General features: G+C 41.8%; 26 protein-coding genes and 1 riboswitch. Of the genes, 12 read left to right on the top strand and 14 right to left on the bottom strand.

The genetic code is table 11. The features are described 5' to 3' along the window. Positions 1-139: 139 nt before the first annotated feature. The 3 genes from RCG22_RS16880 to RCG22_RS16870 all read right to left on the bottom strand — a co-directional run bounded on the left by RCG22_RS16880 (position 140) and on the right by RCG22_RS16870 (position 2440). Positions 140-901: a tyrosine-protein phosphatase gene (locus RCG22_RS16880; RefSeq protein WP_308107191.1), complete on the bottom strand. Its 762-nt coding sequence runs from the start codon at positions 899-901 to the stop codon at positions 140-142. A gap of 98 nt (positions 902-999) precedes the next feature. Further along, a complete protein-coding gene (locus RCG22_RS16875) occupies positions 1000-1644 on the bottom strand; it encodes a CpsD/CapB family tyrosine-protein kinase (RefSeq protein ID WP_308107190.1) in 645 nt (214 codons plus the stop codon). A gap of 46 nt (positions 1645-1690) precedes the next feature. Beyond that, positions 1691-2440 (bottom strand): YveK family protein, encoded by a 750-nt coding sequence (locus RCG22_RS16870; RefSeq protein WP_308103868.1) that lies wholly within the window; start codon positions 2438-2440, stop codon positions 1691-1693. 223 nt (positions 2441-2663) lie between these two features. On the opposite strand from RCG22_RS16870, the gene RCG22_RS16865 reads away from it, so the two are divergent. Next, positions 2664-3464 carry an SGNH/GDSL hydrolase family protein gene (locus RCG22_RS16865; protein WP_308103867.1) on the top strand — a complete coding sequence of 267 codons (801 nt, stop codon included), beginning with the start codon at positions 2664-2666 and terminating at the stop codon, positions 3462-3464. A gap of 182 nt (positions 3465-3646) precedes the next feature. On the opposite strand, the gene RCG22_RS16860 is transcribed toward RCG22_RS16865, so the two are convergent. Further along, positions 3647-3802: a YwzD family small protein gene (locus RCG22_RS16860; protein WP_308103866.1), complete on the bottom strand. Its 156-nt coding sequence runs from the start codon at positions 3800-3802 to the stop codon at positions 3647-3649. A gap of 292 nt (positions 3803-4094) precedes the next feature. Here RCG22_RS16860 and RCG22_RS16855 point away from each other — a divergent pair, with 292 nt between their 5' ends. Together RCG22_RS16855 and RCG22_RS16850 are read left to right on the top strand one after the other, a co-directional pair. After that, positions 4095-5318 (top strand): C40 family peptidase, encoded by a 1224-nt coding sequence (locus RCG22_RS16855; RefSeq protein ID WP_308103865.1) that lies wholly within the window; start codon positions 4095-4097, stop codon positions 5316-5318. Positions 5319-5433: 115 nt separating this feature from the next. Beyond that, a complete protein-coding gene (locus tag RCG22_RS16850) occupies positions 5434-5784 on the top strand; it encodes a DUF805 domain-containing protein (protein ID WP_308103864.1) in 351 nt (116 codons plus the stop codon). A gap of 155 nt (positions 5785-5939) precedes the next feature. Here RCG22_RS16850 and RCG22_RS16845 read toward each other — a convergent pair whose 3' ends face one another. The 8 genes from RCG22_RS16845 to RCG22_RS16810 form a co-directional block, all read right to left on the bottom strand. Beyond that, complete coding sequence (locus RCG22_RS16845) at positions 5940-6074, bottom strand: hypothetical protein (protein WP_308103863.1); 135 nt, start codon at positions 6072-6074, stop codon at positions 5940-5942. 363 nt (positions 6075-6437) lie between these two features. After that, a complete protein-coding gene (locus RCG22_RS16840) occupies positions 6438-6959 on the bottom strand; it encodes a GNAT family N-acetyltransferase (protein WP_308103862.1) in 522 nt (173 codons plus the stop codon). A 975-nt stretch (positions 6960-7934) separates the two neighbouring features. Next, positions 7935-10226 carry a 5-methyltetrahydropteroyltriglutamate--homocysteine S-methyltransferase gene (gene metE / locus RCG22_RS16835; RefSeq protein WP_308103861.1) on the bottom strand — a complete coding sequence of 764 codons (2292 nt, stop codon included), beginning with the start codon at positions 10224-10226 and terminating at the stop codon, positions 7935-7937. A gap of 175 nt (positions 10227-10401) precedes the next feature. Next, positions 10402-10582, bottom strand: a riboswitch (cobalamin riboswitch). 347 nt (positions 10583-10929) lie between these two features. Next, positions 10930-11367 carry a CBO0543 family protein gene (locus tag RCG22_RS16830; protein WP_308103859.1) on the bottom strand — a complete coding sequence of 146 codons (438 nt, stop codon included), beginning with the start codon at positions 11365-11367 and terminating at the stop codon, positions 10930-10932. A gap of 165 nt (positions 11368-11532) precedes the next feature. Next, positions 11533-11937: a type II toxin-antitoxin system death-on-curing family toxin gene (locus tag RCG22_RS16825; protein WP_308107189.1), complete on the bottom strand. Its 405-nt coding sequence runs from the start codon at positions 11935-11937 to the stop codon at positions 11533-11535. A gap of 15 nt (positions 11938-11952) precedes the next feature. Next, positions 11953-12219: an AbrB/MazE/SpoVT family DNA-binding domain-containing protein gene (locus RCG22_RS16820; protein WP_308103858.1), complete on the bottom strand. Its 267-nt coding sequence runs from the start codon at positions 12217-12219 to the stop codon at positions 11953-11955. Between the two features lie 262 nt (positions 12220-12481). Further along, positions 12482-12922 carry a hypothetical protein gene (locus RCG22_RS16815; protein WP_308103857.1) on the bottom strand — a complete coding sequence of 147 codons (441 nt, stop codon included), beginning with the start codon at positions 12920-12922 and terminating at the stop codon, positions 12482-12484. A gap of 179 nt (positions 12923-13101) precedes the next feature. Next, positions 13102-13527: a hypothetical protein gene (locus tag RCG22_RS16810; protein WP_308103856.1), complete on the bottom strand. Its 426-nt coding sequence runs from the start codon at positions 13525-13527 to the stop codon at positions 13102-13104. A 220-nt stretch (positions 13528-13747) separates the two neighbouring features. Between RCG22_RS16810 and RCG22_RS16805 the strand changes: the two genes are divergently transcribed. Continuing rightward, a complete protein-coding gene (locus tag RCG22_RS16805) occupies positions 13748-14260 on the top strand; it encodes a GNAT family N-acetyltransferase (RefSeq protein ID WP_308103855.1) in 513 nt (170 codons plus the stop codon). 46 nt (positions 14261-14306) lie between these two features. Here RCG22_RS16805 and RCG22_RS16800 read toward each other — a convergent pair whose 3' ends face one another. Beyond that, entirely contained in the window at positions 14307-14645 is a 339-nt protein-coding gene (locus RCG22_RS16800) for a hypothetical protein (RefSeq protein ID WP_308103854.1), read from the bottom strand. 538 nt (positions 14646-15183) lie between these two features. Between RCG22_RS16800 and RCG22_RS16795 the strand changes: the two genes are divergently transcribed. The 4 genes from RCG22_RS16795 to RCG22_RS16780 all read left to right on the top strand — a co-directional run bounded on the left by RCG22_RS16795 (position 15184) and on the right by RCG22_RS16780 (position 17767). Further along, positions 15184-15297 (top strand): YjcZ family sporulation protein, encoded by a 114-nt coding sequence (locus RCG22_RS16795; RefSeq protein ID WP_308103853.1) that lies wholly within the window; start codon positions 15184-15186, stop codon positions 15295-15297. A gap of 128 nt (positions 15298-15425) precedes the next feature. Next, positions 15426-16958, top strand: a complete 1533-nt coding sequence (locus RCG22_RS16790) for a multicopper oxidase family protein (protein ID WP_308103852.1) — start codon at positions 15426-15428, stop codon at positions 16956-16958. A 69-nt stretch (positions 16959-17027) separates the two neighbouring features. Beyond that, the gene (locus RCG22_RS16785) at positions 17028-17453 is read left to right on the top strand and encodes a hypothetical protein (RefSeq protein ID WP_308103851.1); all 426 of its coding nucleotides are present in this window, start codon (positions 17028-17030) and stop codon (positions 17451-17453) included. A 5-nt stretch (positions 17454-17458) separates the two neighbouring features. Then, on the top strand, positions 17459-17767 hold the full coding sequence (locus tag RCG22_RS16780; protein ID WP_308103850.1) for a hypothetical protein: 309 nt from the start codon (positions 17459-17461) through the stop codon (positions 17765-17767). Between the two features lie 301 nt (positions 17768-18068). Here the strand turns inward: RCG22_RS16780 and RCG22_RS16775 are convergent, their stop codons facing one another. Further along, a complete protein-coding gene (locus RCG22_RS16775) occupies positions 18069-19307 on the bottom strand; it encodes an SH3 domain-containing protein (RefSeq protein ID WP_308103849.1) in 1239 nt (412 codons plus the stop codon). A gap of 570 nt (positions 19308-19877) precedes the next feature. Between RCG22_RS16775 and RCG22_RS16770 the strand changes: the two genes are divergently transcribed. The 4 genes from RCG22_RS16770 (at position 19878) to RCG22_RS16755 (ending at position 25832) form a co-directional block, all read left to right on the top strand. Continuing rightward, positions 19878-20015, top strand: coding sequence for a hypothetical protein (locus RCG22_RS16770; protein ID WP_308103848.1), 138 nt, complete (start codon positions 19878-19880; stop codon positions 20013-20015). Positions 20016-20365: 350 nt separating this feature from the next. Beyond that, positions 20366-21997, top strand: coding sequence for an SWIM zinc finger family protein (locus RCG22_RS16765; protein WP_308103847.1), 1632 nt, complete (start codon positions 20366-20368; stop codon positions 21995-21997). Positions 21998-22113: 116 nt separating this feature from the next. Continuing rightward, complete coding sequence (locus tag RCG22_RS16760; protein ID WP_308103846.1) at positions 22114-22407, top strand: RNA polymerase alpha subunit C-terminal domain-containing protein; 294 nt, start codon at positions 22114-22116, stop codon at positions 22405-22407. Positions 22408-22856: 449 nt separating this feature from the next. Next, positions 22857-25832 (top strand): DEAD/DEAH box helicase, encoded by a 2976-nt coding sequence (locus tag RCG22_RS16755; protein ID WP_308103845.1) that lies wholly within the window; start codon positions 22857-22859, stop codon positions 25830-25832. Positions 25833-25969: the final 137 nt, after the last annotated feature.

Below are 25969 nucleotides of genomic sequence, written 5' to 3'. Positions count from 1 at the left end.
GTCTAAGGTCCCTATGCTAATAGGCCCACAGCACAACCGAGTGCCTCCATGGATAACGGACAGGGAAGCCTCGCCGTTCAGGTGAATAAACCTGAAATAGATGTGGATAATACTCTGCTTTTCTTATCGGCATAGTTGGTTAAAAAAGCAAAAATTTCTTTTTCCTTTTTATCAGGACAGGCATCTCTTTTATTACATTTTTCCCTGCGATTAATAATTGAGGATTTTCTTGAAAGAGATACACATAGTCAGTACCAAACTTAGAATCTATTATGTTGAAAGCTTCTTCCATTTTGAAAGATCGGTTTACGATGTTATGGGCATCCGAAGCAATAAAGTGAGTTAGATTTGCTTCGATTAATTGCATAGAAAAGCCTTTTATCTTTTTCCCGAAATAACCACAAAGGCTTGAGGCCGTGACCTGTGTTAAAGCACCCTTCTCCACTAAGCGATAGAGAATTTCAGGCCGCTCGATCAGCTCTGAATTTCGTTCGGGGTGAACAATAATAGGCGTCAGACCTTTTACTTGGAGATCAAATAGGAGCTTTTCCGTATATCTCGGAACATGATTGGATGGGAATTCAATAAATAGATATTGGCTATCATTTAAAGTTTGAATCTCATTTTTCTCAAAATCTTCTATTATATCTCCGTAAATTCTTGGCTCTTGCCCCGGTAGGATGATCAGATCTATATTTGCTACTGCTAGTGCTTGATTTAACTGGTCCACTTTCGAAAGAATCAGTTCTTTTTTGTTATCGTACTGGCTATTTAAATGAGGGGTGGCAATGATTGTATGAATCCCTTCACTTGCCGCTTTTCTTGCCATTAACAGACTATCATCAATACTTTTTGCACCGTCGTCAATACCAGACAAAATATGACAATGGATATCAATCATCTGCTCATCCCCTTCCATAAAATTAACAATAATATAGGACGTTGTACATATTAACACTTACTTTTCTCTTGGTAAAGGGTGTAATATGTCGAAACTTGTCATTTAGCGCCGTAATAGTAATAATAATTTGTGTTTTGTATTTTCTTATTATTTAAGACTACACCTAGCAGCTTACTTTGAGCAGAATCAAGTAGTTCTTTTGCTTTAACTACGGGGTCCCTCTCAGTTTTACCGCTTGAAACCACTAGTATGGTACCTTCACATTTGTTCGCTAATATTTGGGCATCCGTTACGGCTAAAACCGGTGGTGTGTCAAATAGTACAATATCAAACAATTCTTGAGCATCATGGAAGAATTGTTCCATTACACGTGAACTTAATAACTCTGCTGGATTGGGAGGAATTGGCCCACTTGTTAAAACAAAAAGATTTTTCCCTTCTGTTTCTGAAATGGCCTTGTCTAGTGTCATTTGCTTTGTTAATACACTGGTCAATCCAAATGTATTGGTTTGGTTAAAGGTATAATGTACAGTTGGTTTCCTTAAATCTGCGTCAACAAGTAACACTTTTTTTCCTTGCTGGGCAAAAACGACCGCTAAATTGGCAACTGTCGTTGACTTCCCTTCACCAGGGCCGGACGATGTCACCATCAGCGTTTTCACTTCTTGGTCAACCGAAGAATATTGAATATTGGTTCTAATCGTTCGATATTGTTCCGAAATCGGTGATTTAGAATCCAACATTGTGATGATTGTTCTTCTACTACTAGCAGCTTTATTTTTATTCTTTTTAAGAGCCAATGGATTCACCTCTTACTCTAACATTTTGCTTCGCATGTTTTTTTATACTTGCCTTTATTTCTGATTCATCCATGGTTGCTATGACACCAAGGACAGGTAATCCAAGTAATTTTTCAATTTCTTGTTCATCTTTGATGGTATTGTCCATGTATTCAAGTAGGAAGGCTAAGCCTACACCTGCCATTAAACCAACTACCATCGCAATCGCAATGTTTAATAGTGGCTGTGGCTTAATCGGTGAGGGATGATCCGCTACCGTAGCTTTTGCTAGAATACTAACATTATCAACATTCATAATCTTGACGATTTCCTTTTGAAAAACAGCTGCTGTTTTGTTAGCAATTTTTACTGCTGTTGTTTCACTTGTATCTTGAACAGATAGATTGACGACCTGTGAATCTTTTTCATTTTGAACCGTAATTTTCTCATTTAGTTCAGTAACTGTCATATCTAACTTTAAGTCTTTTATAACCTTTTCTAGTATTACAGGACTTTTTATAATAACATTGTACGTATTGATCAATTGAAGATTCGTTTGCACTTCATTATACTGGTAGGCTGTCTCATCGTTTTTCGATTGATTTACCAGCAATTGTGTTGATGCTTGATAAATAGGGGTTAGGAAAAAGTAACTAACCACACCACTTATTAATACGGCGATGAATGTTATGCTTAATATTAAACTTAGTCGCTTTCGCAGTGTTTGCATCAATTCTTTTAAACTTATTGTTTCCTCCATGATGTCCTCCCCATAATTATCCAAAATAGACACAAAAGCAATTATATCATATATTATTTACTGTTTTCGACAATTTGACATTTTTTCTAGTTTTTTTCCTATTCACGTTACCTATTCTACACCATTTTGTAAGATTTTGTAGATTAATTTCGAAATTGGAATTAATTTTCAAAATTAATCTGCTATAATAAAAAGGCAAAACTTTTTGGGGGTTAAATTACTAATGAAGAATCTTTTTACGATCCTGTTAGGTATAGCATGTATTACGATACTCTTTTATGGACATTCTTATTGGAATCAACGAATAACAACCGCTTCAAACATGGCTCCAAGCACATCGGATAAACAGCCTTCTAAGGTGGATACCCAAACGAATGAAAATAGTAACGAGTTGCTGAAACTTACTAGGAATTGGCCGAGTCGTTCCATCGACAGATTCCAGCAAACACTTGATGAGAAGAAGGTATTTAAACTGCTCTTTGTCGGCTCTCCTGCGATGGGTTCCGAAACAAGTGGGGCATTTCCGTTAGTTAAAGAACACTTAATGAAAGCTTTTGGGCAAGACCATATCCAAGTAACCATTCAAACCTTTAATTCAACCTCAACACAATTCATTCATAACCATACCCCAGCGGAGATTGCTTCTGAAAAAGCGGATTTAATTATTTTCGAACCATTTATTTGGTTGAATAATGGTGAAGTCCTCATAGAAGACTCCTTAAAGGATGCTACTACGTTCATGGATGACATACAAACAAGGAATCCGGAGACTGCCTTTATCCTCCAGCCAGCTTTTCCAATTTATAAGGCCAAAATTTACCCCGCACAGGTGGAAGAACTAAAGAAATTTGCAAAGAAAAACAAAATTACCTATATCGATCATTGGTCAACCTGGCCTAATCCAGATTCGAAGGAAATTAAAGATTATTTACTACCCGACCAAAGTGCTCCTAGCGACAAGGGGAATCAACTATGGAGTGAGTACCTTACACAATTTCTTATTAGTAAAAGCGAATCCGAATGATGATTCGCTTTTTTGTTTTTATAAATATCACCTGGCTATGCTGTTAATTGAAAACGTAACCATAGTGAAAACTCCCTGTATAATAGAAGAAACTAGGAAACATTCGAATGAACAGGTCCGAGGTTGATGGCACAAAAAAAGACTATCATTCTTTTCAGCGATAGCCATTGGTATATATATAATTAGCCAACCATCAAATTTTTCAGGTCCGCTTCTAAGTCTGCGATTAGTTTTTCTAAGGTGATTCCATGCTCGTTTTTGCCCGTTTCATATGCCTTTCTCACAATCTCTGAGAAATAGGCCATTTTATCGCTATGATCCTCTACCGTCCGCTCCACCTCTCACTTCCTCCTTTAGTCTACTCTAATAGTCAATTTTACAAGCTTGAAAGTAAGATGTAAATAGAGCTCCCGTAGGATTTGTTATAAATTAATGAATATTGTAAGTATTTGTTATAAATAGAGATAAAACACCTCCCTTCTCGGACTATTCTTCTCAATTTTTTAATAATTCCGCTAATATATCATTTTTCGCTTACAATTCAGGATGGATTTGCAACTTTTTATCGGAAATACTAGTAAACTATGGTAAAATTAATAAAAATGTGTAAAAAAAGAGGTGATGTGCTAGATGAAGAAAACTATTGTTCGTGCCCTATCGACAGCTGCCCTGCTTTCGACTGTATATGCAGGCACTGCCCTGGCCGATACATACAAGGTGGAAAAAGGCGATACCTTATCGAAAATTGCCGGAAAATACGATACAACAGTCTTAGCAATTAAAACATCCAACGGTCTGAAATCGGATTTTCTCTCCGTTAACCAAATGCTCAAAATAACCGTAGCGAGCAACATGACGCAGCTCTCACAGCCAACTACCTATACCGTTGTTAAAGGGGATGCTTTGATTAAAATCGCCAACCGTTTTCACGTGAGTGTAGGCGAACTGAAGCAGTGGAACAAGCTCGATACAACGATCATTCATGTCGGCCAAAGACTGCAGGTGTCCGCTTCGAAACAGACAACGACGATAACGACACCCGCGAAAAAGCCCGTGATACCTGCTCCAAAACCGCAGACCCCTACAACCACAGCAACTGGTGTCTATACGGTCAAAAGCGGCGACTATCTTGGCAAGATTGCTGGGAAACATGCAACAACCGTAACAAACCTGAAGTCACTAAACAAACTTAAAACAGATATGATCTTTGTGGGGCAAAAACTCAAGGTCCCTGTGAAGAAAGCCGCAGCGACACCCGTAAAAACGACGCCACCGAAAACACAAGCACCGTCGAAACCTGTTGTTCAGAAACCTGAAACGACGGATTATATCATCAAAAGCGGTGATACGCTGGGAAAAATCGCTGGCCGCTATCAGCTGACGATTAAGGAATTAAAAGAGCTTAACCAACTAAGCTCCGACCAAATTTATGTCGGCCAAAAGCTGAAGGTTCCTGGGACGACAAAGCCGGACTCAACCGTTGTTGATACGGAATTGGCGGTGAAGATGATTTCAAGTGCAAAGGAACTTATCGGGATTCCGTATGTCTGGGGCGGTAGTACCCTCTCTGGCTTTGATTGCAGCGGGTTTATTTACTACGTGGCCAATCAGGCAGGCATGGAAATTGGCCGTTATTCGGCGGAAGGCTACTATGACCGCACATACTATGTCGACACACCGAAAGCCGGCGACATTGTCTTTTTTGAAAATACATATAAAAAAGGGATTTCCCATCTCGGGATCTACCTCGGCAACAACCAGTTCATCCACGCCAATGATTCCGGTGTAATGATCTCCAACTTGCAAGGTGCCTATTACCAAGCCCACTTTGAAAGCTTTAAACGGTTTTATTAACCAAATTGAGATGGGTCTGAAATTTGTTGTTCTTAATATCCCTCAAGATTACTAAACTAATAATGCAATAGTAAAACGTTATTAGTTTGTTATATCTTCTTGAGGGGGTATTGCAGTGGAATGGTATTTGAAGGTGTTAAAGAATTATGTAGGCTTTTCAGGTAGAGCGAGTCGGAAGGAATATTGGATGTTTGTTCTCTACAATGTGATTGCCTTGATTATCTTATCCGTTGTCGATAAAGCCCTAGGGATATACCCCGTGCTTTATGGGCTCTATTCCTTAGCCGTCCTGTTACCATCGCTAGCGGTGTCCATTCGCAGACTCCATGATACCGGCAAAAGCGGTGCATGGATTTTACTTGCGCTAATCCCTTTTGTTGGTGCGATTATTTTAATTGTCTTTATGTGTACAGATAGCCAATCCAATGATAACAAGTACGGTTCCAACCCTAAAGCAACCTATTAGTTAGCTATGTGTAACCGCCTGTTTATCAGGCGGTTTTTATCTTATTGGAAATCATGAGATTTTCCTCGCGAATGGTTGTGATTAACCAGTGTGAAAAGAGGATGACTCCGACAGGCGCGTGCATCATTGCCTTGGTGTCTTCCTCTTTTTGTGTGTTACTTATTCTTACTGTCTCTTGCGGCTTGTTTCCGGGCTTTTTTACTTTGGTTCAGCTCCGCTCCAAATTCCGTGTCGGCTGCTTTACTACCACCCGTATGGGGCTGATTTCGATTGTTGTTGCGGTTTGTCATCGTGATCTCTCCTTTGATAAATTATCTGGAAGTTTCCTTGAAGTTACCTTTTGAAGTAACATCGGAAGTTTTGTTTCTTCCTAGCGACCCATATTATCCTGCTATTTTTCAAAGGATTTTATGCGAAAAAAATATGTTTATTTTCTGAACCTTATTGTTTAGAAGAAGATTGTTCCAGCTAGGAGGAAATCACGAGATTTCCTTCTCCGTATCTACGTTTGAAACACGTGAACGATTCAATTGCGGTATTGAGGTTTTCTGAGTCTGGGATTCCTCTCGGAGCCAAGCGGAGGTCGCAACCGCACCAAGGTTTCAGAAAACGTAGATGGAGTTCATTTTAAAAAGAAAGATTTAAAGCATATTTCACACATTTTTCTCCATTCGAATATCCGTCCACATTTGACCTTGCCAATAGGTAAACTTTTCAATCCGGCCAATTTCTTTGTACCCGAGTTTCTGATAAAGCTTCTGTGCTTGGTGGTTAAATTCAAACACGCCTAATTCCACGCGATGAAGCCCCTGCTTCTTAATCTGTTCCTCTATATATTGAATGGCTGCATACCCAATCCCTTGGCCCCGTCCGATTGCCTCACCAATTGTGATCCCGATCCAGGCAGTCCCTGACTCTTTTTTGAAAAGATAGGGCGGATTGACGACATAGTTCATTTCTCCGATCAACTGGTCATTGTGATAGATCAGATACATATGATGGTCTTCCAGGCGCCTGGTTAAGTCCTCCAAGGACATATTTTCCCGTCGGTCCAGCTCGGCTTGGTTTTGGCTGGGGCGAGTAAATGGAATGAGCGTTGGGTCGTTATCCCAGCGATTTAGCACCTCTAATATGCTAGAGGTGGGTTCCGTTAATTTGATAAAATTCGTCGTCATTGCGGGCTCCTCCTATGGTATCCACTAACTGCCTTTTTAGAATACATGATGTCATTTGGCTTTGGAAGGGATTACCTGCCACTTTGGGCATTTTATCGGCCACTTGACTTTTCTTCCCGTCAAACCCACAAAAAAGCCAAGCGCTCCAGCTAGATCTTCCCTACTTTTGTTAACGGAGGTATAGATAAATACACCTAGGCTATTAAGACATGGCGGAGGATGTTATGATTTTGAATATAAATAATGGCATAGAAAAAAGCGAAACTTTAAGGTTTCGCCCTTTTTACCATAGTGGCTATAAAAAGAAATACCCACGAAATAAGTTGAGTTCCAAAAATCGATGTAATAATTCTTCTATGTTCGAAAGAGTTTTTCCTAACAAAGTATAAAACGAAGGCAGCTGCAAAAGTACCTGAAATTAAATGCATTAGCACCATAAATCGCTTCATGTAATCACCACCTTTTTTTGCTAGACTGAGTCTTGGATTAGTATTTGCAAATTCAGTTATGATATCCATAGATCAAGCAATTAATAATTAAAACAGCTTGTTCTTAAGTAACGGCTGCAGCTCTTTTTTTGGTGCTAATTGATCAATTTTATTGAATAAGGACATACTAAGGGGAAAATGATCATTACAATTTGACGAGGTTGTATATGAAGCGATTTATTTTAGGCATATTTATCTCAACTTCTTTCATTTATCCAATACAATCTATGGCAGCAACTTTTCCTTGATTTATCAGCCAAAAAAATAGCCCTCAAGATTGATCGGAAACATTCGTCGAGGGCATCAAGTAATATATCTAAAGGGGGTCTTGAAAAGGACTATCCTAACAATAGCTCATGATTCTTAATTAATTCTTAACTTCTTATTAGGTGGAACTTTTTAAAAAGTAACTTCACTCAATCGGAGTCAAGTTATTTTACCAAAAATCCATGTTTTACCACTGATATATATCACCTTGTCTTTCGCATTAAACGGTTTGCTGTTGCAATAGGCGAAGTTTCCGGGTTGCCGCCACCATGTTTTTTAACGAGGCAATGGTTTCTTCTTCCTGACGCGTTTTTAAACCGCAATCTGGATTTACCCAGAACTGATCTTTTGAAATAACTTCTAAACTATCGTTTAAAATCGCATCGATTTCTTCTTCACTTGGTACTCGCGGGCTATGAATATCATATACTCCTAAACCTATACCAAGTTCATATGGATTTTGTTTCAGCGATTGAATCAGTTCCCCATGACTTCTAGACGTTTCAATCGAAATCACATCTGCGTCAAGGGCACGAATCGGTTCAATAAAGTCATTAAACTCGCAATAGCACATATGTGTATGAATTTGTGTTTCATTCTTCACACTTGAAGTCGCTAACTTAAAAGCATTGACTCCCCATGCCAAATAGTCCGCCCAGTTTTCTTTCCGTAAAGGCAATCCCTCACGTAATGCCGGTTCATCCACTTGAATAATGGAAATGCCTGCATTTTCTAAAGCTTGAATTTCTTCTCTTAGGGCTAAAGCTAGCTGGTTGGCGACTTGTTCACGTGAAAGATCATCACGGACAAACGACCAATTTAAGATGGTAACAGGACCTGTTAACATCCCTTTCACATACTTAGACGTTAATTGCTGTGCCGCTTCAACCTCCTTCACTGTCATTGGCGCTGTCCACTCGACGTCACCATAAATAATGGGTGGTTTTACGCAGCGTGACCCATAGGATACAACCCAAGCTTTTTCTGTAAAAGCAAAGCCTTCTAGCTTTTCTCCAAAGTACTCAACCATGTCTGTACGCTCAAATTCACCATGTACTAAAACGTCCAGTCCAATTTCTTCCTGAATTTGTATCCAACGGGCTGTTTCACTTTTTAGAAACGCTGTATATTCTGCTTCCGTCATTTCCTTTTTACGCCATGCTGTACGTGTACGTTTTACTTGATCGGACTGAGGGAAGCTGCCAATTGTTGTGGTTGGATAATCTGGTAACTTTAAGGCCTCTTTCTGCACAGACTGACGTTCTTTAAACGTCATTGGACGGGCAAAATGTTCTAGTGTTACTTGTGATACAAGATCCTTCACACGCGCATTCTTCCTCGTCTTATGTTGCGCCAAGGCTTGGATCGCCATCATACTTTGTGACACGCTCTTATTTCCAGCCCATGCCTCGTCACGTATATAAGATGTGATATGTGTTAACTCCACAATTTTCTCATCGGCAAATGACAGTGCGTCTTTTAAGATGGCATCTAGACGCGTTTCTGACTTTGTCGTCACAGGGACATGCTGTAAACTGCATGAAGACTGAATCCACGCTTCTTTTACACCACTTAAGGATAAAACAGCTTTCGTATGGGTTGCTCTTTCAGCCAAATTCGCCCGCCATATATCACGTCCATTGACCACACCAATCCCTAATACTTTATCTTGCGGGAAGCCGTGTTTACGAAGGGAAACCATATTCTCTTCGGCACCATGGATGAAATCCAGACCAATCCCGGCAACCGGTAATTGAGAAAGTTCTTCATAAGCGGATAATCCTTCAAAATAGGTTTGTAACATAATTTGTGCAGCTGGTACTTCTGCTGCTAATTGTTTGTAAATAACTTGGACTAATTTTACATCATCTGCTGTAAGTGATAGGACTAGGGCTGGTTCTTCCACTTGAATCCAACTTGCCCCTGCATCGACAAGCTGCTGGAATACTTGTGCATAGAGCGGGATGAGTTTTAAAATAAAAAATGCTTTCGTTTTTGCATCGTATCCTTTTGATAGTTTCACAAACGTATACGGACCAATAATTGTCGGCTTTGTGTTCACACCTAATTCTTCTTTGGCTTCTGTAAAATAATCTAACAGATAGTTTTTCGTTAAATGTAAGGACTGGCCTTCATATTCAGGGACGATGTAGTGATAGTTTGTGTTAAACCACTTGGTCATTTCACAAGCGACCACATCCTTTGCCCCACGTGCCATTGCGTAATAGGTGGTGAGGTTGACTTCTTCACCTGTCCACTGATAACGATTTGGAATCAGTCCGAACATTGTCGCAAGATCAAGCATCCGGTCATAGAAGGTAAAATCCCCAACGGTTAATAATTCTAAGCCTAAGGACTGCTGACGCTTCAAATGATTCAAGCGAATCGTTTTCATTTCGGCGATCAATTGCTCTTCTGATTTCGCCCCCTTCCAAAAAGATTCGACACAGCGTTTCCACTCGCGATTTTCCCCAATATACGGGTAACCAATGCTTGTACTGACTAAATTCATGTTTCATTCCTCCTTTTTAAACTACATTTTCCAAATACGAAAAAGCCATCTCCAAAATGGAAATGGCTCTACAATCAAGTTATAGGTATGCTAATAAAAACTAGCATAAACATCGCTGCTCATAACTCGTTTGTCGTACAAATGACTGTCACCACCTATTTCCACGTAGGTATTTGGTGTGTACTAGAATTTGGCAGGTCTCCTGGCTTATCATCATGGCTCCTCACACCTTCCCATCCTCAGACAGTGGTATTTGTGATTCACTCCGATTTACAGTTGCGGGACAGCGACGGAATTACACCGTTCTTCCCTATTAAGCCAAGCCGTAGCTTGGCACCAACTCTTACACGATATGTAATTTTCACTTACTATAACATATCCAACGTATCGTGTACATAATTTTCTGAAGAGTCGAATGAGTTAACTTTTTTATGACTGCCCCTTTCGGCAAGTTATCAGCCAGTTGCCAAACCCACTAAAAAATCCAGGCGTTTAAGCCTGGATCAGGTCATTGTCATTCCCTTTTAAGAGAGCCCAAAGTCAAACCGGACAGGATTTCTTGCCAAGGAGCCTACTTCAGATACCTCTTTTCATAACAATCTCTTATTTACTGTCTGCTTTTCATAGATTACTGTTGGCTTTTTGACTTTACTGTCTACTTCTATTGATTTACTGAAAATCCCCATTGGATGCCCACCTTTACTCAATACCTATTCTTAATTACCTTGTTAAAAAACCAATACAAGGCAAAATAGGATACGAAATAAACAGGAATCGAGTACCAAATCTTCCATTGATGATGTTTCATGTACCCTATTTTTGCTAGTAGGAATTCCATCAAAAATGACAGCGCTGTCCAGAGCATAATATAAAGTAGGGATTGTTTTTCCTTTTTGAAGTTTAAATATAAAACAGCCATTAATGATGGAACGAGTGAAACCAGGACCCAATCCGTGTATTCCACTTTCTTGGTTGGGCCAAAATCCAACCAATCTAACTTAACCCCAATCAAAATATGTGAAACCCAAGCACAATAGCCTACGATTAGAAAAGTTATGATATCTTCTCTCCATGTTAATCTTTTTGGCATTAAAAGTGTTGCAAGCAACAGTAAGCCAATCATGCCCCAGACAAAGTACAAGCACTATTCCTCCCGTAAATGAGTAAACTTCAGTTTATTTTCTGCATATAATTGAAATTTAAACTATATTGAAAGAAAAACTTTTCAGGGGGGCGGTTCGACCGGGGGGACGGTTCTGGTGGTCAGACGAATTAAAAAAGGGCCATGAGAACCGTCCCTGCGTAATTAATAATTATCAGGTTCCGTCCATTCGTGAATCCAAGAGACAATTTCCTCAAAGGATACATCTGACTGTTCAGGATCCACGATTTGAACGCAGAAATCCTCTGCCCTTTTAGGATGGACAATTAATCTATATTTATTTTGTCTTAGAAACATATACAAACTAGCAAAAGCAGTTCGCTTATTTGCATTATAAAAACAATGATTTTTTAGCAAACTTTCAAAAAGGGCCGCTGCCTTTTCATAAATGGTAGGATAGGCATCTTCCTCAAAGGCGCTCTGCTTCGGACGATTAACTGCGCTACTTAATAGACCCTTATCCTTCACTCCTTGTGGTTCTTTTGGAGAATACAGTCTTATTTGGTGAGTGTTCAGAAATATAATTTGAAGCTCTGTTAAATATTTCATTTCATCCATGATTACCTACCTATCGACCAAGTTTTTAAAAGTTTGGTCGTATTCATTAATCATATCGTTCATCTGCTCTAAGAATTCTTCGTCAATTCCTTTCGGCAGTTTTAAACTTACTTTTTTCTTAATGGTTACTTGACCATTCACTATTTCAAAACGTACTTCATCACCTTGGGCAATTCCCAATTGTTCCAATACTTCCTGTGGAAACGTAACCCCTAAACTATTCCCGATTCTTGTTACCTTTCGTTCCACTTCTTTCACCACCGTTACCGTCATAATCATTCCTCCTCACTATTTATAAACATTTTTTTAGTGGTTTATAACCAATAAAACAAAAATAACCGTTCTAACATTAATATGTTATAACGATAATAACACACTAATGTTAATTTTCACACAACGGAACCTCATTATTTAGTGTATTTCCAGTAACCGTAAATACTTTGTCGGCTAAAAAAATACCCCTAGCTGTTGTTGGATGCATCTAGCGGTGTGATATTGTTAAAAAAGCACCATATGCTTAATTAAAGTGGATTATTTAGTAAGTCTTTTTATTAGAATCTTTTTTTAAGAGGGTCGTTATAAGTCTTTTAGCAGTGAGGAAGGCAAATCCAATGATGGCGAATGCTAGGAAAAATGCTACGTAACCCCATAATCCGACAATCGCATCTTGGAATTCCATGTTGCCTCGATTCGTGATTGCTTGCTGTATTTCGATAGCAAATACTAAAACGACCATGAAGGTAAACGTGTAGAGAAATGATAGGATAGTGATCCCATAGGGCATTTTAGATATGAATTTAGATATGATCAGGACGATCAGAAATACAAAGATTCCGATGATACCCATAATCCAAAAGTGCAGGTCTTTATCATTCAAACCAAGATTTAACGATTGGTTGGCATAGACATTTATAAAATCATGGACATTATTTAATAGTTCAGTAAGCATAAGAATAATTTCTTTCAACTTTACCACTCCTTCCCTCCATTTTAGTACAGCACCAATATCAAAGCTAATCCCAAATTTCGCCACTTGTAATTTTTTGTATATTTATTAGAAAGGAGAATAGTAGTTTAGGGTGCGAATTCCGCCAACTTGAATCACTATTCCGCCAAGCCCCTTTTTAAGTTACCTTTTTTTATGACTGCTTGGGCTTAAAAATCCATTTCTAATAGATCTTTCATTTCCTTTAATATATCTTTATGCTTTTCAATAGTCATCCGAGGTTTTTGCGGGGAATTAACATCTTTGTGGGTGAATATGAAGGTACCATCATTTAATACGACAAAGGAATAAGGAGCTGGCTTTCCGGATTCCATCTTTTCACCTTCAGCAAAGCTGAAAGAATAGGAATCCTGAGCTTTCATTTCAGCTAACATGTAATCCGCGTCCGTTTTTTTAACGTTGAGACCTTCTACCCATGTTAATATTTTTTCTATTTTTTGTTGATCTGTAACCATTTTGGTCAGTTCCTCAGAGGATGTTTGATCTTCAGTTTTTTGAATCAATAGCATGCCCGAAAAACTTTTATCCTCGAATTTCACCACTTCTTCTTTCTTTTCAGAGCAACCACTTAACATAACAAAAACTGTTATAAGACCTATAAACAGGGACTTCATAAAACTTCACCCTTTCATTATTAATCATTTCGATTTTGTGAGCCACCCAATTTATATGAAGATAGGGTTTTCCACCATATTTCCTTCACAGGAATAAAGTTCCACCTTTTAAGGATACATGATATAGTTTGACTTGAGTAAGAATTTTTCATGAATAGCATTAAAATGAGGTGTATTTTAATTGAAAGTAATGGAAACAGAACATTTAATTCTCCGCTGGTTAACACCAGATGATGCGGCGTTTATTCTTGAGCTTTTGAATGATCCTTCTTGGGTGCGTTTCATTGGCGACCGAGGGGTGCGGACTTTAGATGACGCTCGAAACTATATTGTAACCGGGCCCATGGAGATGTACTCCCTTCTAGGCTTTGGTCTCTTTTTGACGGAGCTTAAGGATGCGGAACGGACCCCGGTTGGGCTATGTGGATTGATCAAACGGGATGGATTAGAGGATGTTGATTTGGGCTTTGCTTTTTTAGGGCGGTTTCAATCAAAGGGGTATGGTTCTGAGGCAGCCGCTGCAACATTGGAGTTTGGCAGGGATCAAATCGGACTGAAGCGGATTGTTGGGATTACTTCCGTCGATAATGTGGGGTCATCTCGGCTTCTTGAAAAGATTGGCATGAAGTATGAACAGATGATCTTTCTTGCAAATGATACGGAGGAGCTTAAGTTGTATGGGGTGGAATTTTAATAGAAAATAGTTTTTGCAAAAAAGATCCAGGCGGACTAAGCCTGGATCACCTTTTAAATTTGTTTGTGAATTTACTAAAAAACGGAGCTATTCCTTTCAAAATCGGTTTATATTGTTCGGTTGTTGTTACGAGGATGTCATAGGTTTCCAATAGCAAATCTATATCCACATTATTCATCATGTTTTCTAGTTTATTTTGAGTCGTTTGAGTTTCCTTGTTTTCAATCCTCTTTCTTCTTCGTCCGAAAAACCAATCACCTTTTGGTTCTGTTCTTTCTGTTGAATGGTTTGAGCGTCTTGACTTGCGGTTGCCAAACATAAATCTTGAAAAGGGGTCCATTTCTTTCGACGATTTTTCTTTTTGATGATGATCCTTCCCGTCCACTTACCTCCTCCACCTCCCTTTTACCTCTCTTAGATAAACTATGATTGGACTTGTATCAAGGTATGGTTACCTGTCCAAAGATAAAAAAACAGTTATAAGTTCAAAGCCCTAAACCTCTAAAGTTACCTTCTTTCATTAAAAATTTTGAACCCTTTAACGTGAATCATGCGAAATTTAGGTTTCCTAAGGCTGGAATATTGTTCGCTGTCTAGATTGGGTTTCGGCGTGGCATGAGTGGTCGAGTACGAATGGAGTTCATTTTTAAAAAAAGAGGTTTGAGAAATGGTTTTGTGCGATTTTCAAGGTGTTTTGTACAATTCCAACAGACTTTTGTACAAATTTTGATAGGTTTTGTACAAAAATCTAAAGGTTTTGTACAATTAGACAATTTATGGAAAATAAATGCCTGATTTTCTGAGATAATTGCGGATTTTTATAGGAAATATGAACTTGTCCAATCATGTTGTTCTGGAAAAAATATACTATTTGTGGGATGGTTGTTGGCATCCTAAAAGTGGTATAAGGTGGTGAATCATGTATGGGCTACGGATACGGCGGCGGCGGTTATGGCGGCGGTAACAGCTTTGTCTTAATCGTTGTACTTTTCATTTTGTTGATCATTGTTGGCGCTTCTTTAATGAGCGGCTACTAATTTAGGATTGGAAAGGAATGAAGGACAGGTTGGAATAACCTGTCCTTTTTCCTATGTTAATATATTTTCGATTTCTGTTTCATACATTACTATGATGATAATTTTCCGAGGGAGGAGGGTACGGACCTATGAAGCTCGCTAAGTTTGTGGATGAACTGCCGATTCCTGCGATTTTAAAGCCCCGGTGGAGGGATGCGGCCTCTAGTTATTATGAGGTGAAGATGACGGAATGTAAGCATTCCTTCCATCGTGACTTGAAGGAAACGACAGTGTGGGGCTTTGAAGGCGGCTATCCGGGCCCAACGCTGGAGGTCGAAAGTGATGAAAAGGTGTATATCAAATGGATCAATGATTTGCCGGCTCAACATTTTTTGCCAGTGGATTATTCGGTACATGGCGCCCATAAGGATGTGCCGGAGGTCCGGGCGGTGGTTCATGTTCACGGGGCGTGTGTGGAATGGGAGAGTGATGGCTACCCCGAGGCCTGGTTTACGAAGGGCTTTGAAAAGGTGGGTCCTTATTTTCGGAAGCAGGTTTCTCGCTATGATAATTGTCAGCGTGCCTGCACCCTTTGGTATCACGACCATGCCCTCGGGATCACGAGGCTTAATATGTATGCGGGCTTAGCAGGATTCTATTTGATCCGAGATCAGCGGGAGCGGTCATTGAATTTACCAAGTGGGAAATATGAGGTCCCGCTGATGATTCAAGATAAGACGTTCCATCCAGATGGGTCGCTTTTTTACCCGAAACAGCCCAAAAAACCTGTCCCTGGACTGGAAACGTCGATTGTTCCGGAGTTTTTTGGGGATATGCTGTTGGTGAATGGCAAGGTCTTTCCCTTTTTAAAAGTGGAACCGCGTAAATATCGATTTCGGCTCCTCAACGCCGCCAATAGTCGTTTTTTTAGGCTGAAGCTGGATTCGGGGCCACGGATGTATTTGATTGCGACGGAACGGGGTTTCATGCAGGAGCCGGTGGGTGTGAATGAAATCCTGTTGTCGCCGGCTGAACGGGCTGAGGTGATTATTGATTTCACGAATCTTGAGGGCAAACATATTATTATGAAAAATGATGCGCCTGCTGCTTTTCCAGCGGGAAAGCCGGTGGGTGAAGATACGGGCACGGTGATGCAGTTTCAAGTGGTACTTCCCTTGGCTCGTGTGGATACGAGTATGATTCCTGCGTTTCTGATGCCTGTTCCGAGGCTTCATGAACAGTCATCTTCCAGGTCACGATTTCTCACGTTAGATGACAAGATGGATTCGTACGGCCGGGAATGGATGCTGCTTGATAACAAGTCGTGGGATGCACCCATCTCTGAAAATCCAAAATTGGGCTCGACGGAAATATGGTATTTGATTAACTTAACTACGGATTCCCACCCGATTCACATTCACTTAATTGATTTTCAAGTGTTAGACCGCAGGGATTTTGATGTGGATAGGTATAAAAAGGAGAAAACGATCCACTATACGGGGCCGGCGCATCCGCCCGAACCGCACGAACGCGGCTGGAAAGATACCGTTCGCGCCGATCCGAAGCAAGTGACGCGAATGATTATGAGGTTTGGTCCGTTTACAGGCTTGTATGTCTGGCACTGTCATATGCTGGAGCATGAGGATTATGAGATGATGCGGCCATTTATCGTGATCCGGTAACTGGCCATTTTTTTTATAGGCATTCCCCTCGATCCTTGCATAAGGATATATAAAGTGGGGTGAATGACAGTGAATGCTCAAACAGAAAATACAAAGGCAGCCAAGGAAAATAGTCATTCTGACAATGAAGAAGTGCTTTTACAGCTTGAAAAGCAAGTTTCCATTGCGGTCTGGATTCAATTTATTGGCCAAATCATGGAGGCATATTATTTATCAAAGATTATGTTGGTTAGTGAAGAAGTCCGATCGGATGCCAATGAACAACAGATATTACTGGGAGCATGGATTCAAACCTTGGGGCAATTTTTAGAAGGTTATGGTACGACGCAACAAATTGTATCGGATGAGGAAGAGATCACGTTGGAGGCGCAGGAAATCACCAATGTGGGAGATTGGCTCCAAACCTTAGGGACTTTATTAGAAGCAAACGCAGGTACGCAAATTATTCTGGAGGAAAAACAGGATGAATTGGCACCGCTCAAGTTCTTTCCATAACGGTTATGGATTGGTTGAAGTTTGAATTGGAGACATGGCCAACTATTTTGATAAAAAGGAACTGGTTTGAAATGGATCCATCGAGAAAGCACTTGGTTAATGGGAATGATACGAGACGGATATTCCTGCACCCTCATGGGTTTTATCACCATTTTCACTATGGGTATGGGGGACCACATTTCGGTGCCCCTTTGTTCGGCGGGTTTATGGATGGATGGTTTAACCGCCCATTTTTCACTGCTAATGGTTATGGTTATGATTACGGTGCCCCTTATTATGGGTATGGGTATCCTGGATCTTATTCTTACTATTAGCTTGATTGATAGTGCACTTTCCCTACGGGTCGAGGGGCGTTTGGATTGGGGATTCCGCCGATTTAGCGGAGATTTCCGCCAACTTGTGGCGTGATTCCGCGGATCTCTAGATTGATTCCACCAAACTGTGGAGGGATTCCGCCAACTTCAGCAACTATTCCGCCAACCCCTTTTAGATACCTATTTTAAGATGAATGATGTCTAGATTTCGATATTGGGGAGGACCCGCTAGGATGTGCTGTCTGACTCGCCAAGATTGATAAAAAAAGCCTCAAAATCTGAGGCTACTTTTTTGTACGATTTATTGTAAAGATCGTAAAGTCATTTGCTGACCCCTTTTTCCTTCAAGTGTGAGGATTGCTTTTCCCCCTTGATGTTCGACTAATTCCTTTAACAAGCGGCCTGATGCCTTGGCAGCATACGTAATCCCATTGGATGTGATAAACCGAAACGTTCCTTCGGGGTCCACCCTTCCTATACGAGCTGCAACTTTTATTTGATTCGTAGCTGTTGTGGCAGGGATTTTGATTTCTTGGCCAATTTTCAACTTTGTTGAGTCTAAGTTTGGATTTAGTTGTTGAATGACTGAGACAGAGATCGTCAGGGCTTTACTGATTTTTGTAAATGTGTCACCGGGCTTTATCACATACACGGATGTACTTGTTTTTGTTGTTGCTGGTCGATTAGGTGTTAAATAGGTTGCACTCACGTACGCAACTTTGCCTTTGAAATGAATCTGGGCCCAACCATTTATGGATGATTTGACAGAAACACTTTCGTTTACTTTTAGCGTACCTAATACCGCACTACTGGTAGAGGCAGCCTCTCTCACTCTCAATGAAGTGGCCGTTACATACATAGGTTTGGATTGAGCGATCACCGGTTTCGTCGTTTCTACTTGTGTGGTAAGGTAATCGGCACTCACAAAACAAACTCTTCCTTTAATCAGAATGCCAGCCCAGCCGTTTTCTACGAATGAAACCTTCACTACATCCCCTTGCTTATAGGTTCCAATGATATTGCTTCCTGTCGTCGGGTGTGTGCGAACATTTAGTGTAGTGGCGGTTACCATTCTGTTATGTACTTTTGGTAAAAGAATTTTTTTACCGTTAATGGAAGTTAGCCCATTGGCCTCTAATATTTCTTGTGCTGTTATTCCATGTGCGGCGGCGATATTTCCAATTTTTTCACCGCTTTTTACCTGATATGTATATTCCTGAATAAATGCGGCATTAGATGTGCTCGCAAAAAAGCTAAGTACTACGGTAAAAATGCCCGTTACGACCATTTTTTTTACTGGGCTAGTTTGTATCCATTGGTTAACCTGTGACACATATGTATTCCAATTCGAACGAATATCTTGTAAGAAACCTTTGACGTCTAATACATTCCGAATATCAAAATAATTGATAGTTTGATAGTATTTACGTTTTTCCATCCTCGAGGTGAAATCTTGTACTGTTTTATTTTGCTTGCTTTTTCCGTGGGTTTCTTTTCTGATTCGTGTTAATTCACCATTTACAAATAATTCCTTCGACATAATACCTTGTTCTCCTATTTCTTGTTTGTTGTTATTTATGAAAAATGGACGATGATATAGTTTTAATAAGGTAGAAGATCATGATTAACACTTAATGCGGCCCATGACCATTTACCTCCCCTATGTATTGTTCGACATTTCTCGTCATTTTCTGTCGCAATTTTCGTTGATTTTTTAGAAATATACGAAAATACTGGTGTCTGACTAAATCACAATGGCGAACTTTCTAAAGGGATTCCGCCATTTTAGTGGCGATTTCCGCCAGCTAGTGGCAGGATTCCGCCGATTTCTAGATTTATTCCGCCAAACTACGGAGGGATTCCGCCAACTTCAGCTACAATTCCGCCAAACCCCTTTTAAGATACCTATTTTAAGAAAGATTGGTCCTAGATTTCGGTATTACTGATAGGGAGAATCCTCTAGGCCCGGCGGATTTACTTCCTTCCCCCTCCAACTAACTAAGTATTCAGGCATTCAAGCCTGGATCAGGTCATTTTTCCTGAGATTGTATGTATAGAAGAATGGTAGTTTGGCGATAATGAGGATAGTCGTAATCGAGGGGGTATCCGAATGAAGGAAAGTCAGTTGTCATTGTCGGAGTTTGCGAGTGAAGAAGGTTTTGAGCTTACTAGCTATCTTACGAGTTTATTTGAATATATTTCTAGTTTGTCAAAAAATGATGGTGTGAAGATCGAGCCAACCCCGTGAATTCGTGCGGGGTGGCTTTTTTCTTTGGGTGGTTAGCTTACTGAAGTGGGGGTGGATTCCGCCGATTTGGATGAAGATTCCGCCAAACCATAGCATGATTCCGCCAATTTCCAGATTGATTCCGCCAAACTATGGAGGGATTCCGCCAACTTCAGCAACTATTCCGCCAAAACCCACATTTCTCAGCAAGCCTGCCTAATTCCAACATCAACCCCTTCTTAAGTTACCTTTTTAATAAAAACCTCCCTCGAGGTTCGGTGTCAGACAACATGTGAAGATTTCACATGGTGCCTGACACCGCGATTTTGGGTATAATAGAGGATATGGATTTTTTTGAGGGGGTTGTGGCTTTGGAGTTGACGCCTGCAAGTGAACGGATTGAGCTTTTTGGGGATCAGGTGCGGGAGCTGCTGCACCCGACGGTGACGGAGGATGCGCGGCTGGTTCAGAAGGGTTTGATGTTGTACCGGCAAGGGCTGGTGAAGCAGATACAGATATGGAATGAGCAGATTACGGCGACGGTACAGGATGTGACGCCGTGTTATGTGAAGTTGAATTTTGAGTTTTTGTCGCAGAGTAAGTGTTCATGCCCGACGGAGGGATTTTGCCGTCATCAGATGGCGGTGTTTTTTGGTGCGTATGCTCGGGTCGGCAGTGTGGCCGATTGGGTGACGGGTTGGCGGGAACCGGTGCGTGAGTCGAAGTCGATATCTGGCTGGGGGCTACAGACGGCGAAGGATCTGATTAAGGCGAATGGGGTGTCGAAGCCGGATTATGGCCGCTGGGTTCATTCGTTTGAGGTGAGTTTTGATACACTCTTGGCGACGAAGAAGTATACGAGTCCGTATGTGATTCCTGAGCTGTTTGGGATTTATGAACGCCGGATTCATGCAAGTGCGCCGGTCGAACAGGAATGGCGCTTGTTGTATGAATTGGTCGGGATTGTCGTGTCGTTTCGGAAGCTGGCGCGGCTGAGTGACGACCTTGGCCATGAGGAGGATATGGTGAAGCGGGCTTATTTGCATTTGTTCCATAATTTGATGGATGATGCCGAGGAGCTTTCGCTGAAAATTGGCGTACAGTCGCTGCCGTTTGATTTTGATGAATTTGTCGAAAAGCTTCGTGAGGATACGTTTGAGTTGCTGACATGTACACAGGGGCTAGCATATGAGCGGATTTTCTTGTACCGGCTGTTGTGGATTCATTTTTTCAAAAAGAAGGCGTGGCGTGAGGAAGAGCTGGTGAAGATTCAGACGCGACTGAAGGGGCTGCAGGATTGGGAGAGCCCTGCTCCACTGCTCTTAGCCGGGATTCATTTGAACTTCTTGCTTGGGGATGATGAGGCGGCGTTGAAGCTGACGGCTCCGTTTAATGATGAGGAGATTACGCCCTATTTGGTGTATTGGATTGAGTATTTGTCGGGGCTGAAGGATTGGAAACGTGTCGGTCCGGTAGTTGAGTTATTTTTGCAAAAGGTGAAGGGATATTTGGAGTGGCTTGGCGGTTATCATAGCTGTGCAACGTTTGTGCGGAATGCGCTGCGGACGGTGGCGCCTTATTGCGCGGAGAGTGACCGGGGGGATTTGTATGAGCGGGCCCTGCTTTCGATGCTGCCGTATAGCTTTGTGGATTACGAGTATGTGTTGTTTGAGCGGAAGCAGTATGATCGCTGGGGTGAGCTCCAGGCATTTGTCGGCTTTGATTATTACGAGCTGCCAAAAGAACGGTTGAAGCTGATTGAAAAGGAGCGGCCTGAGGTGCTGCTCGGGATGCTTCATCAGACGGCCCAGAAAGAAATTGATCAGAAGAACCGGGCGAGCTACCGGATGGCAGTGCGCCATTTGAAGAAGCTGCGGACGCTTTATAAGAAGCTGAAACGGGTCGATGATTGGGAATATTTCTTGGACACGTTGATGGAGCGGACGAAGCGGCTGCGGGCGTTTCATGAGGAGTGTAAACGGAGTAAGCTGATTGAAGGTTGATGGTTTTTAAAGGTGCCGGTGGTTCAGGCACCTTTTGTTTTTATTTTGGCAACAGTTCCTACGGGGCCGTTTGTATGGCCCAACCGATAATTCATCACAAAAGGAGACATTTTAGCATGACCGCTTCTGAAAAAAATTTAAGAACTTGCAAGCAAGGTCACCAATATTATAAAAGCAGCGACTGTCCAACCTGCCCAACTTGTGAACAAGAACGCAAGCCTGCACATGGATTTCTATCTGTACTCTCAGCCCCAGCAAGACGGGCACTAGAAAACAATCGGGTAACCACTTTGCAACAGCTATCCAATTTTACAGAGAAAGAGATTTTGCAATTTCACGGGATGGGCCCCAGTTCTTTGCCCAAACTTCGGAAGGCTTTGGAGGAAGAGGGATTATCATTTAAACCATAGATACCTGTTGTTTCAAGATAATTCAAGCCTCGCCTTGAATTTTTGGGTATAATAGAGGATATGGATTTTTATGGAGTCATTTAATTTATCAATTATATGTCATTTTGGTGATATTCATAGTGTCGTTTGTGGTGTCAGGCACCGGTCGTGGACAATTTAGTGCATTTTGTCTGCACGGGGTGGACATTTATATGATATTGGATGTTTCTAATTACATATTGTGGTTCTGGGGTTTGTAGTTTTATCTTTGGTTTTTGTTTTGTTTATTTTTTGAGCAGTTTTGTTCATTTTTTATATGGTTTTGTTCAATTTCAGGGGACTTTTGTTCAATTTTTTATAGGTTTTGTTCATTTTTCATGGGGTTTTGTTCAATTAGACATTTATTGGAAATTATCAGCTAGTTTTTAGCCTATTATGTTCTCTCCCCCAACAAAGGAGTTTTTGTATCGATGCTTAAAACAAGGTTTTTGAAATTGATGACAACTAAATTAGGGGACGGCCGCTTTCTTCTTACGGCTGAGAATGAAAAAGGACGCACGATGAACCCGGTTCAGTGGAAGAATCTCGTTTTCAGCAGTCATGAAGAAAGCTTCTTTGGCACGCTCCTTGAAACGGAGACTGTCAATGACGTGGAAGGTGTTGCGCTAAGCAGCTGGCATCTCGTATCTCTCTTTGCCAAGGAGTCGTTTAATCGCTACATCGAATGGGATTGGAATGAGCAATCTGAGATTTGCTTAGCAGCCGCCCATTCACTATATGAAGGCATCTTGGAAAAAGATTGGCTGCCGGACTTTTCGGTCTGGGAGCATGGCGATTTCCGATGGAAGCTTCCAGAGCGTGTGAAGGAAGAGTTTGACCCCTCGTTTTGGGAACAACAAATTGAGGATTCCGAAGAACCCAGCGAAGGTCCAATTGATGTGCCGATAGACCCCCATCTAGGGACGACTAAGACTTATATCTCCGACCTCTACAACGAGGCCCTCGATGGCTACCTTACGCGGAATTCAGCGATGAAGGAGTTGTTCGGGCCGAAGCTCGATCTGCTCCGCAAGCAAAATATCTCGGGCGGCGAACTCGCACGCTATTTTGATGAGGAAAGCTGGTTGGAATGGGTCGGGATTAAAGAAAGTGACACGCCGTTTACAATCGGGCTCCGTCTCGATGAGCCGCTTGATGGCGAAGGCGCGTGGAGTCTGGATTTATTTTTACGAGGAAAGAAAAATATCGATGAGGTCTATGATGTCGATGGCTCCGCCAAGATACCGGCGAAGTGGCGTCCCTTTTTAGAAAAGGTCGACCGTGAGCGCGGGCGCTGGGTGCGATTGATTCCGTGGTTGGGCGAAGATGGTTCCTTCAAGACGCATCTTAGCGAGGAAGAAGCGTGGATGTTTCTGACGGAGGCGAGTGAGACCTTGGTGGCGTTGGATGTCGAAATTCTTCTCCCTTCTTGGTGGCAGGCGATGAAGAATGCCAATTTGAAGGTAAAGGCGTCGCTGAAGGGGACTTCGAGTCACCGCCCATCCTTCGTCGGACTTCAGGCGATGCTTGATTTTAACTGGCGCTTTTCAATGAATGGTGTCGACTTGTCCGAGGATGAGTTCGGGAAACTTGTCGAGGAAAAAAGACGGCTTGTTTTTATTCGCGGCCGCTGGGTGAAGCTGGATCCGCAGTTTATTCGACAGATTCAAGATATGATGAAACGTGCCGAAAAAGAAGGCTTGCATGTTCGCGATTTGCTTGAGCAGGAGCTAATTGAGGAGGATGCACCTGAGGATGAACTGGAGAACCCGAAGGCATTTGCGAAGATTCAAATCGAGTTGAACCGTCAATGGAAGCAAATGATCAAGCAGCTGTCAGAAGTGCACGAAATTCCGCTTGAGGACGTGCCACAAGGACTGCAAGGCGAGCTCCGACCATACCAGCAGCTGGGGATGAGCTGGCTTTGGTTCTTGCGCCAATACGGATTTGGTGCCTGCCTCGCCGATGATATGGGCCTCGGGAAAACCGTCCAGCTAATCTCCTATCTATTAAAGGTGAAAGAAGTCGTCGGCGATGAGTTGACTGTGGTGCCTGACACCGAGACTGGAAATGACACTCAAAATAAGGTGAAAAAGCGCTCCAAGAAGGATGAAGATGCCAAGTCTGCCGCTAAGGTTCCAACGAAGGCGGCGCTGATTATTTGCCCGACTTCTGTGCTTGGAAACTGGCAGAAGGAGCTGGAGCGTTTTGCACCGGAGCTGAAGGTGTATTTGCATTATGGGTCGAACCGTCTCAAAGAGGAAGCTTTTGCCGCCAAGGCCAAGGAAGCTGATATCGTATTAACTTCGTATGGCCTGAGCCACATTGACCTCGCGGAGTTCGAGTCGCTGATTTGGAGCTCGATTGCGATTGATGAAGCGCAAAACATTAAAAATGCGCAGACGAAGCAATCAAAGGCGGTGAGAAAACTGCGCGGCCGCCACCATATCGCGCTAACCGGAACCCCGATGGAAAACCGCCTTTCAGAGCTGTGGTCTATTTTTGATTTTACCAATCACGGCTATCTCGGCAGTTTGGGCCATTTTCAGAAAAAGTTCGTGATTCCGATTGAAAAGGATGAAAAGAAGGACAAAGTGCAGCAGCTTCAATCATTGATCCGGCCGTTTTTACTGCGCCGCACGAAAAAGGATGAAGAGGTTGCCTTGAATCTCCCTGATAAGCTCGAGCAAAAGGAATATTGCCCGCTTACCGCTGAACAGGCCTCGTTGTATGAGCAGCTCATCCATGATACGTTTGCGGAAATTGAAAAACTGTCCGGCTTTGAGCGTAAGGGATTAATTTTACAAATGCTTAGCCGTTTGAAGCAGTTGTGCAACCATCCGGCTCTTTATCTGAAGGAAAAGTCAGCCACCCGCCAACTTCTGGAACGTTCAAATAAGTTGGAGAAACTGGTCGAATTGGTCGACGCGGTTTTGGAACAGGGTGAAAGCTGTCTGATTTTCACCCAATATATCGAAATGGGCGAAATGATCAAAAGCACGTTGAAGAAGAAATTTGGCATTGAGGTGCCATTTCTCAATGGAAGTGTGCCGAAAGTGAAGCGTGACGAGATGATTGAGCGGTTCCAGAATCAGGAGTTCCCGGTGTTCTTGCTGTCCTTGAAAGCTGGCGGAACGGGGCTGAATCTGACAGCCGCTAACCACGTAATCCACTACGACCGCTGGTGGAATCCGGCCGTTGAGAACCAGGCGACGGACCGCGCCTACCGGATCGGCCAATCCCGCTTCGTTCACGTTCATAAGATGATTTGCACAGGTACGCTTGAGGAGAAAATCGATGCGATGCTCGAGAAAAAGCAATTCTTGAATGACCAGATTATCCAAAGTGAGAACTGGATTACCGAGTTATCGACGGATGAACTGAAGGATTTGGTCTATCTGGGCTGACGTGGTTCCCCGAAAAGCAAACTAAAAAAGGTGGAAAGAGTCATATTTCGGGTAATATGGTACCTAGAGATAGGACACTTGAAAAAGAGTGTTTCATCTCTAGGTATTTTTTTATATACTAAAATCTTAAGACATGG

The organism is Neobacillus nitrireducens, assembly GCF_030915405.1.
GTDB lineage: Bacteria > Bacillota > Bacilli > Bacillales > Cytobacillaceae > Neobacillus.
This window is presented reverse-complemented; position numbering and strand designations above follow the sequence as displayed.

Excerpts from the sequence above, each read along its gene's own strand:
- RCG22_RS16880 (WP_308107191.1), bottom strand. The coding sequence starts at position 901 with ATGATTGATATCCATTGTCATATTTTGTCTGGTATTGACGACGGTGCA.
- RCG22_RS16875 (WP_308107190.1), bottom strand. The coding sequence starts at position 1,644 with ATGTTGGATTCTAAATCACCGATTTCGGAACAATATCGAACGATTAGA.
- RCG22_RS16870 (WP_308103868.1), bottom strand. The coding sequence starts at position 2,440 with ATGGAGGAAACAATAAGTTTAAAAGAATTGATGCAAACACTGCGAAAG.
- RCG22_RS16865 (WP_308103867.1), top strand. The coding sequence starts at position 2,664 with ATGAAGAATCTTTTTACGATCCTGTTAGGTATAGCATGTATTACGATA.
- RCG22_RS16855 (WP_308103865.1), top strand. The coding sequence starts at position 4,095 with ATGAAGAAAACTATTGTTCGTGCCCTATCGACAGCTGCCCTGCTTTCG.
- RCG22_RS16845 (WP_308103863.1), bottom strand. The coding sequence starts at position 6,074 with ATGACAAACCGCAACAACAATCGAAATCAGCCCCATACGGGTGGTAGT.
- RCG22_RS16840 (WP_308103862.1), bottom strand. The coding sequence starts at position 6,959 with ATGACGACGAATTTTATCAAATTAACGGAACCCACCTCTAGCATATTA.
- metE (WP_308103861.1), bottom strand. The coding sequence starts at position 10,226 with ATGAATTTAGTCAGTACAAGCATTGGTTACCCGTATATTGGGGAAAAT.
- RCG22_RS16825 (WP_308107189.1), bottom strand. The coding sequence starts at position 11,937 with ATGAAATATTTAACAGAGCTTCAAATTATATTTCTGAACACTCACCAA.
- RCG22_RS16820 (WP_308103858.1), bottom strand. The coding sequence starts at position 12,219 with ATGACGGTAACGGTGGTGAAAGAAGTGGAACGAAAGGTAACAAGAATC.
- RCG22_RS16810 (WP_308103856.1), bottom strand. The coding sequence starts at position 13,527 with ATGTTAAGTGGTTGCTCTGAAAAGAAAGAAGAAGTGGTGAAATTCGAG.
- RCG22_RS16795 (WP_308103853.1), top strand. The coding sequence starts at position 15,184 with ATGGGCTACGGATACGGCGGCGGCGGTTATGGCGGCGGTAACAGCTTT.
- RCG22_RS16790 (WP_308103852.1), top strand. The coding sequence starts at position 15,426 with ATGAAGCTCGCTAAGTTTGTGGATGAACTGCCGATTCCTGCGATTTTA.
- RCG22_RS16780 (WP_308103850.1), top strand. The coding sequence starts at position 17,459 with ATGGATTGGTTGAAGTTTGAATTGGAGACATGGCCAACTATTTTGATA.
- RCG22_RS16775 (WP_308103849.1), bottom strand. The coding sequence starts at position 19,307 with ATGTCGAAGGAATTATTTGTAAATGGTGAATTAACACGAATCAGAAAA.
- RCG22_RS16770 (WP_308103848.1), top strand. The coding sequence starts at position 19,878 with ATGAAGGAAAGTCAGTTGTCATTGTCGGAGTTTGCGAGTGAAGAAGGT.
- RCG22_RS16760 (WP_308103846.1), top strand. The coding sequence starts at position 22,114 with ATGACCGCTTCTGAAAAAAATTTAAGAACTTGCAAGCAAGGTCACCAA.
- RCG22_RS16755 (WP_308103845.1), top strand. The coding sequence starts at position 22,857 with ATGCTTAAAACAAGGTTTTTGAAATTGATGACAACTAAATTAGGGGAC.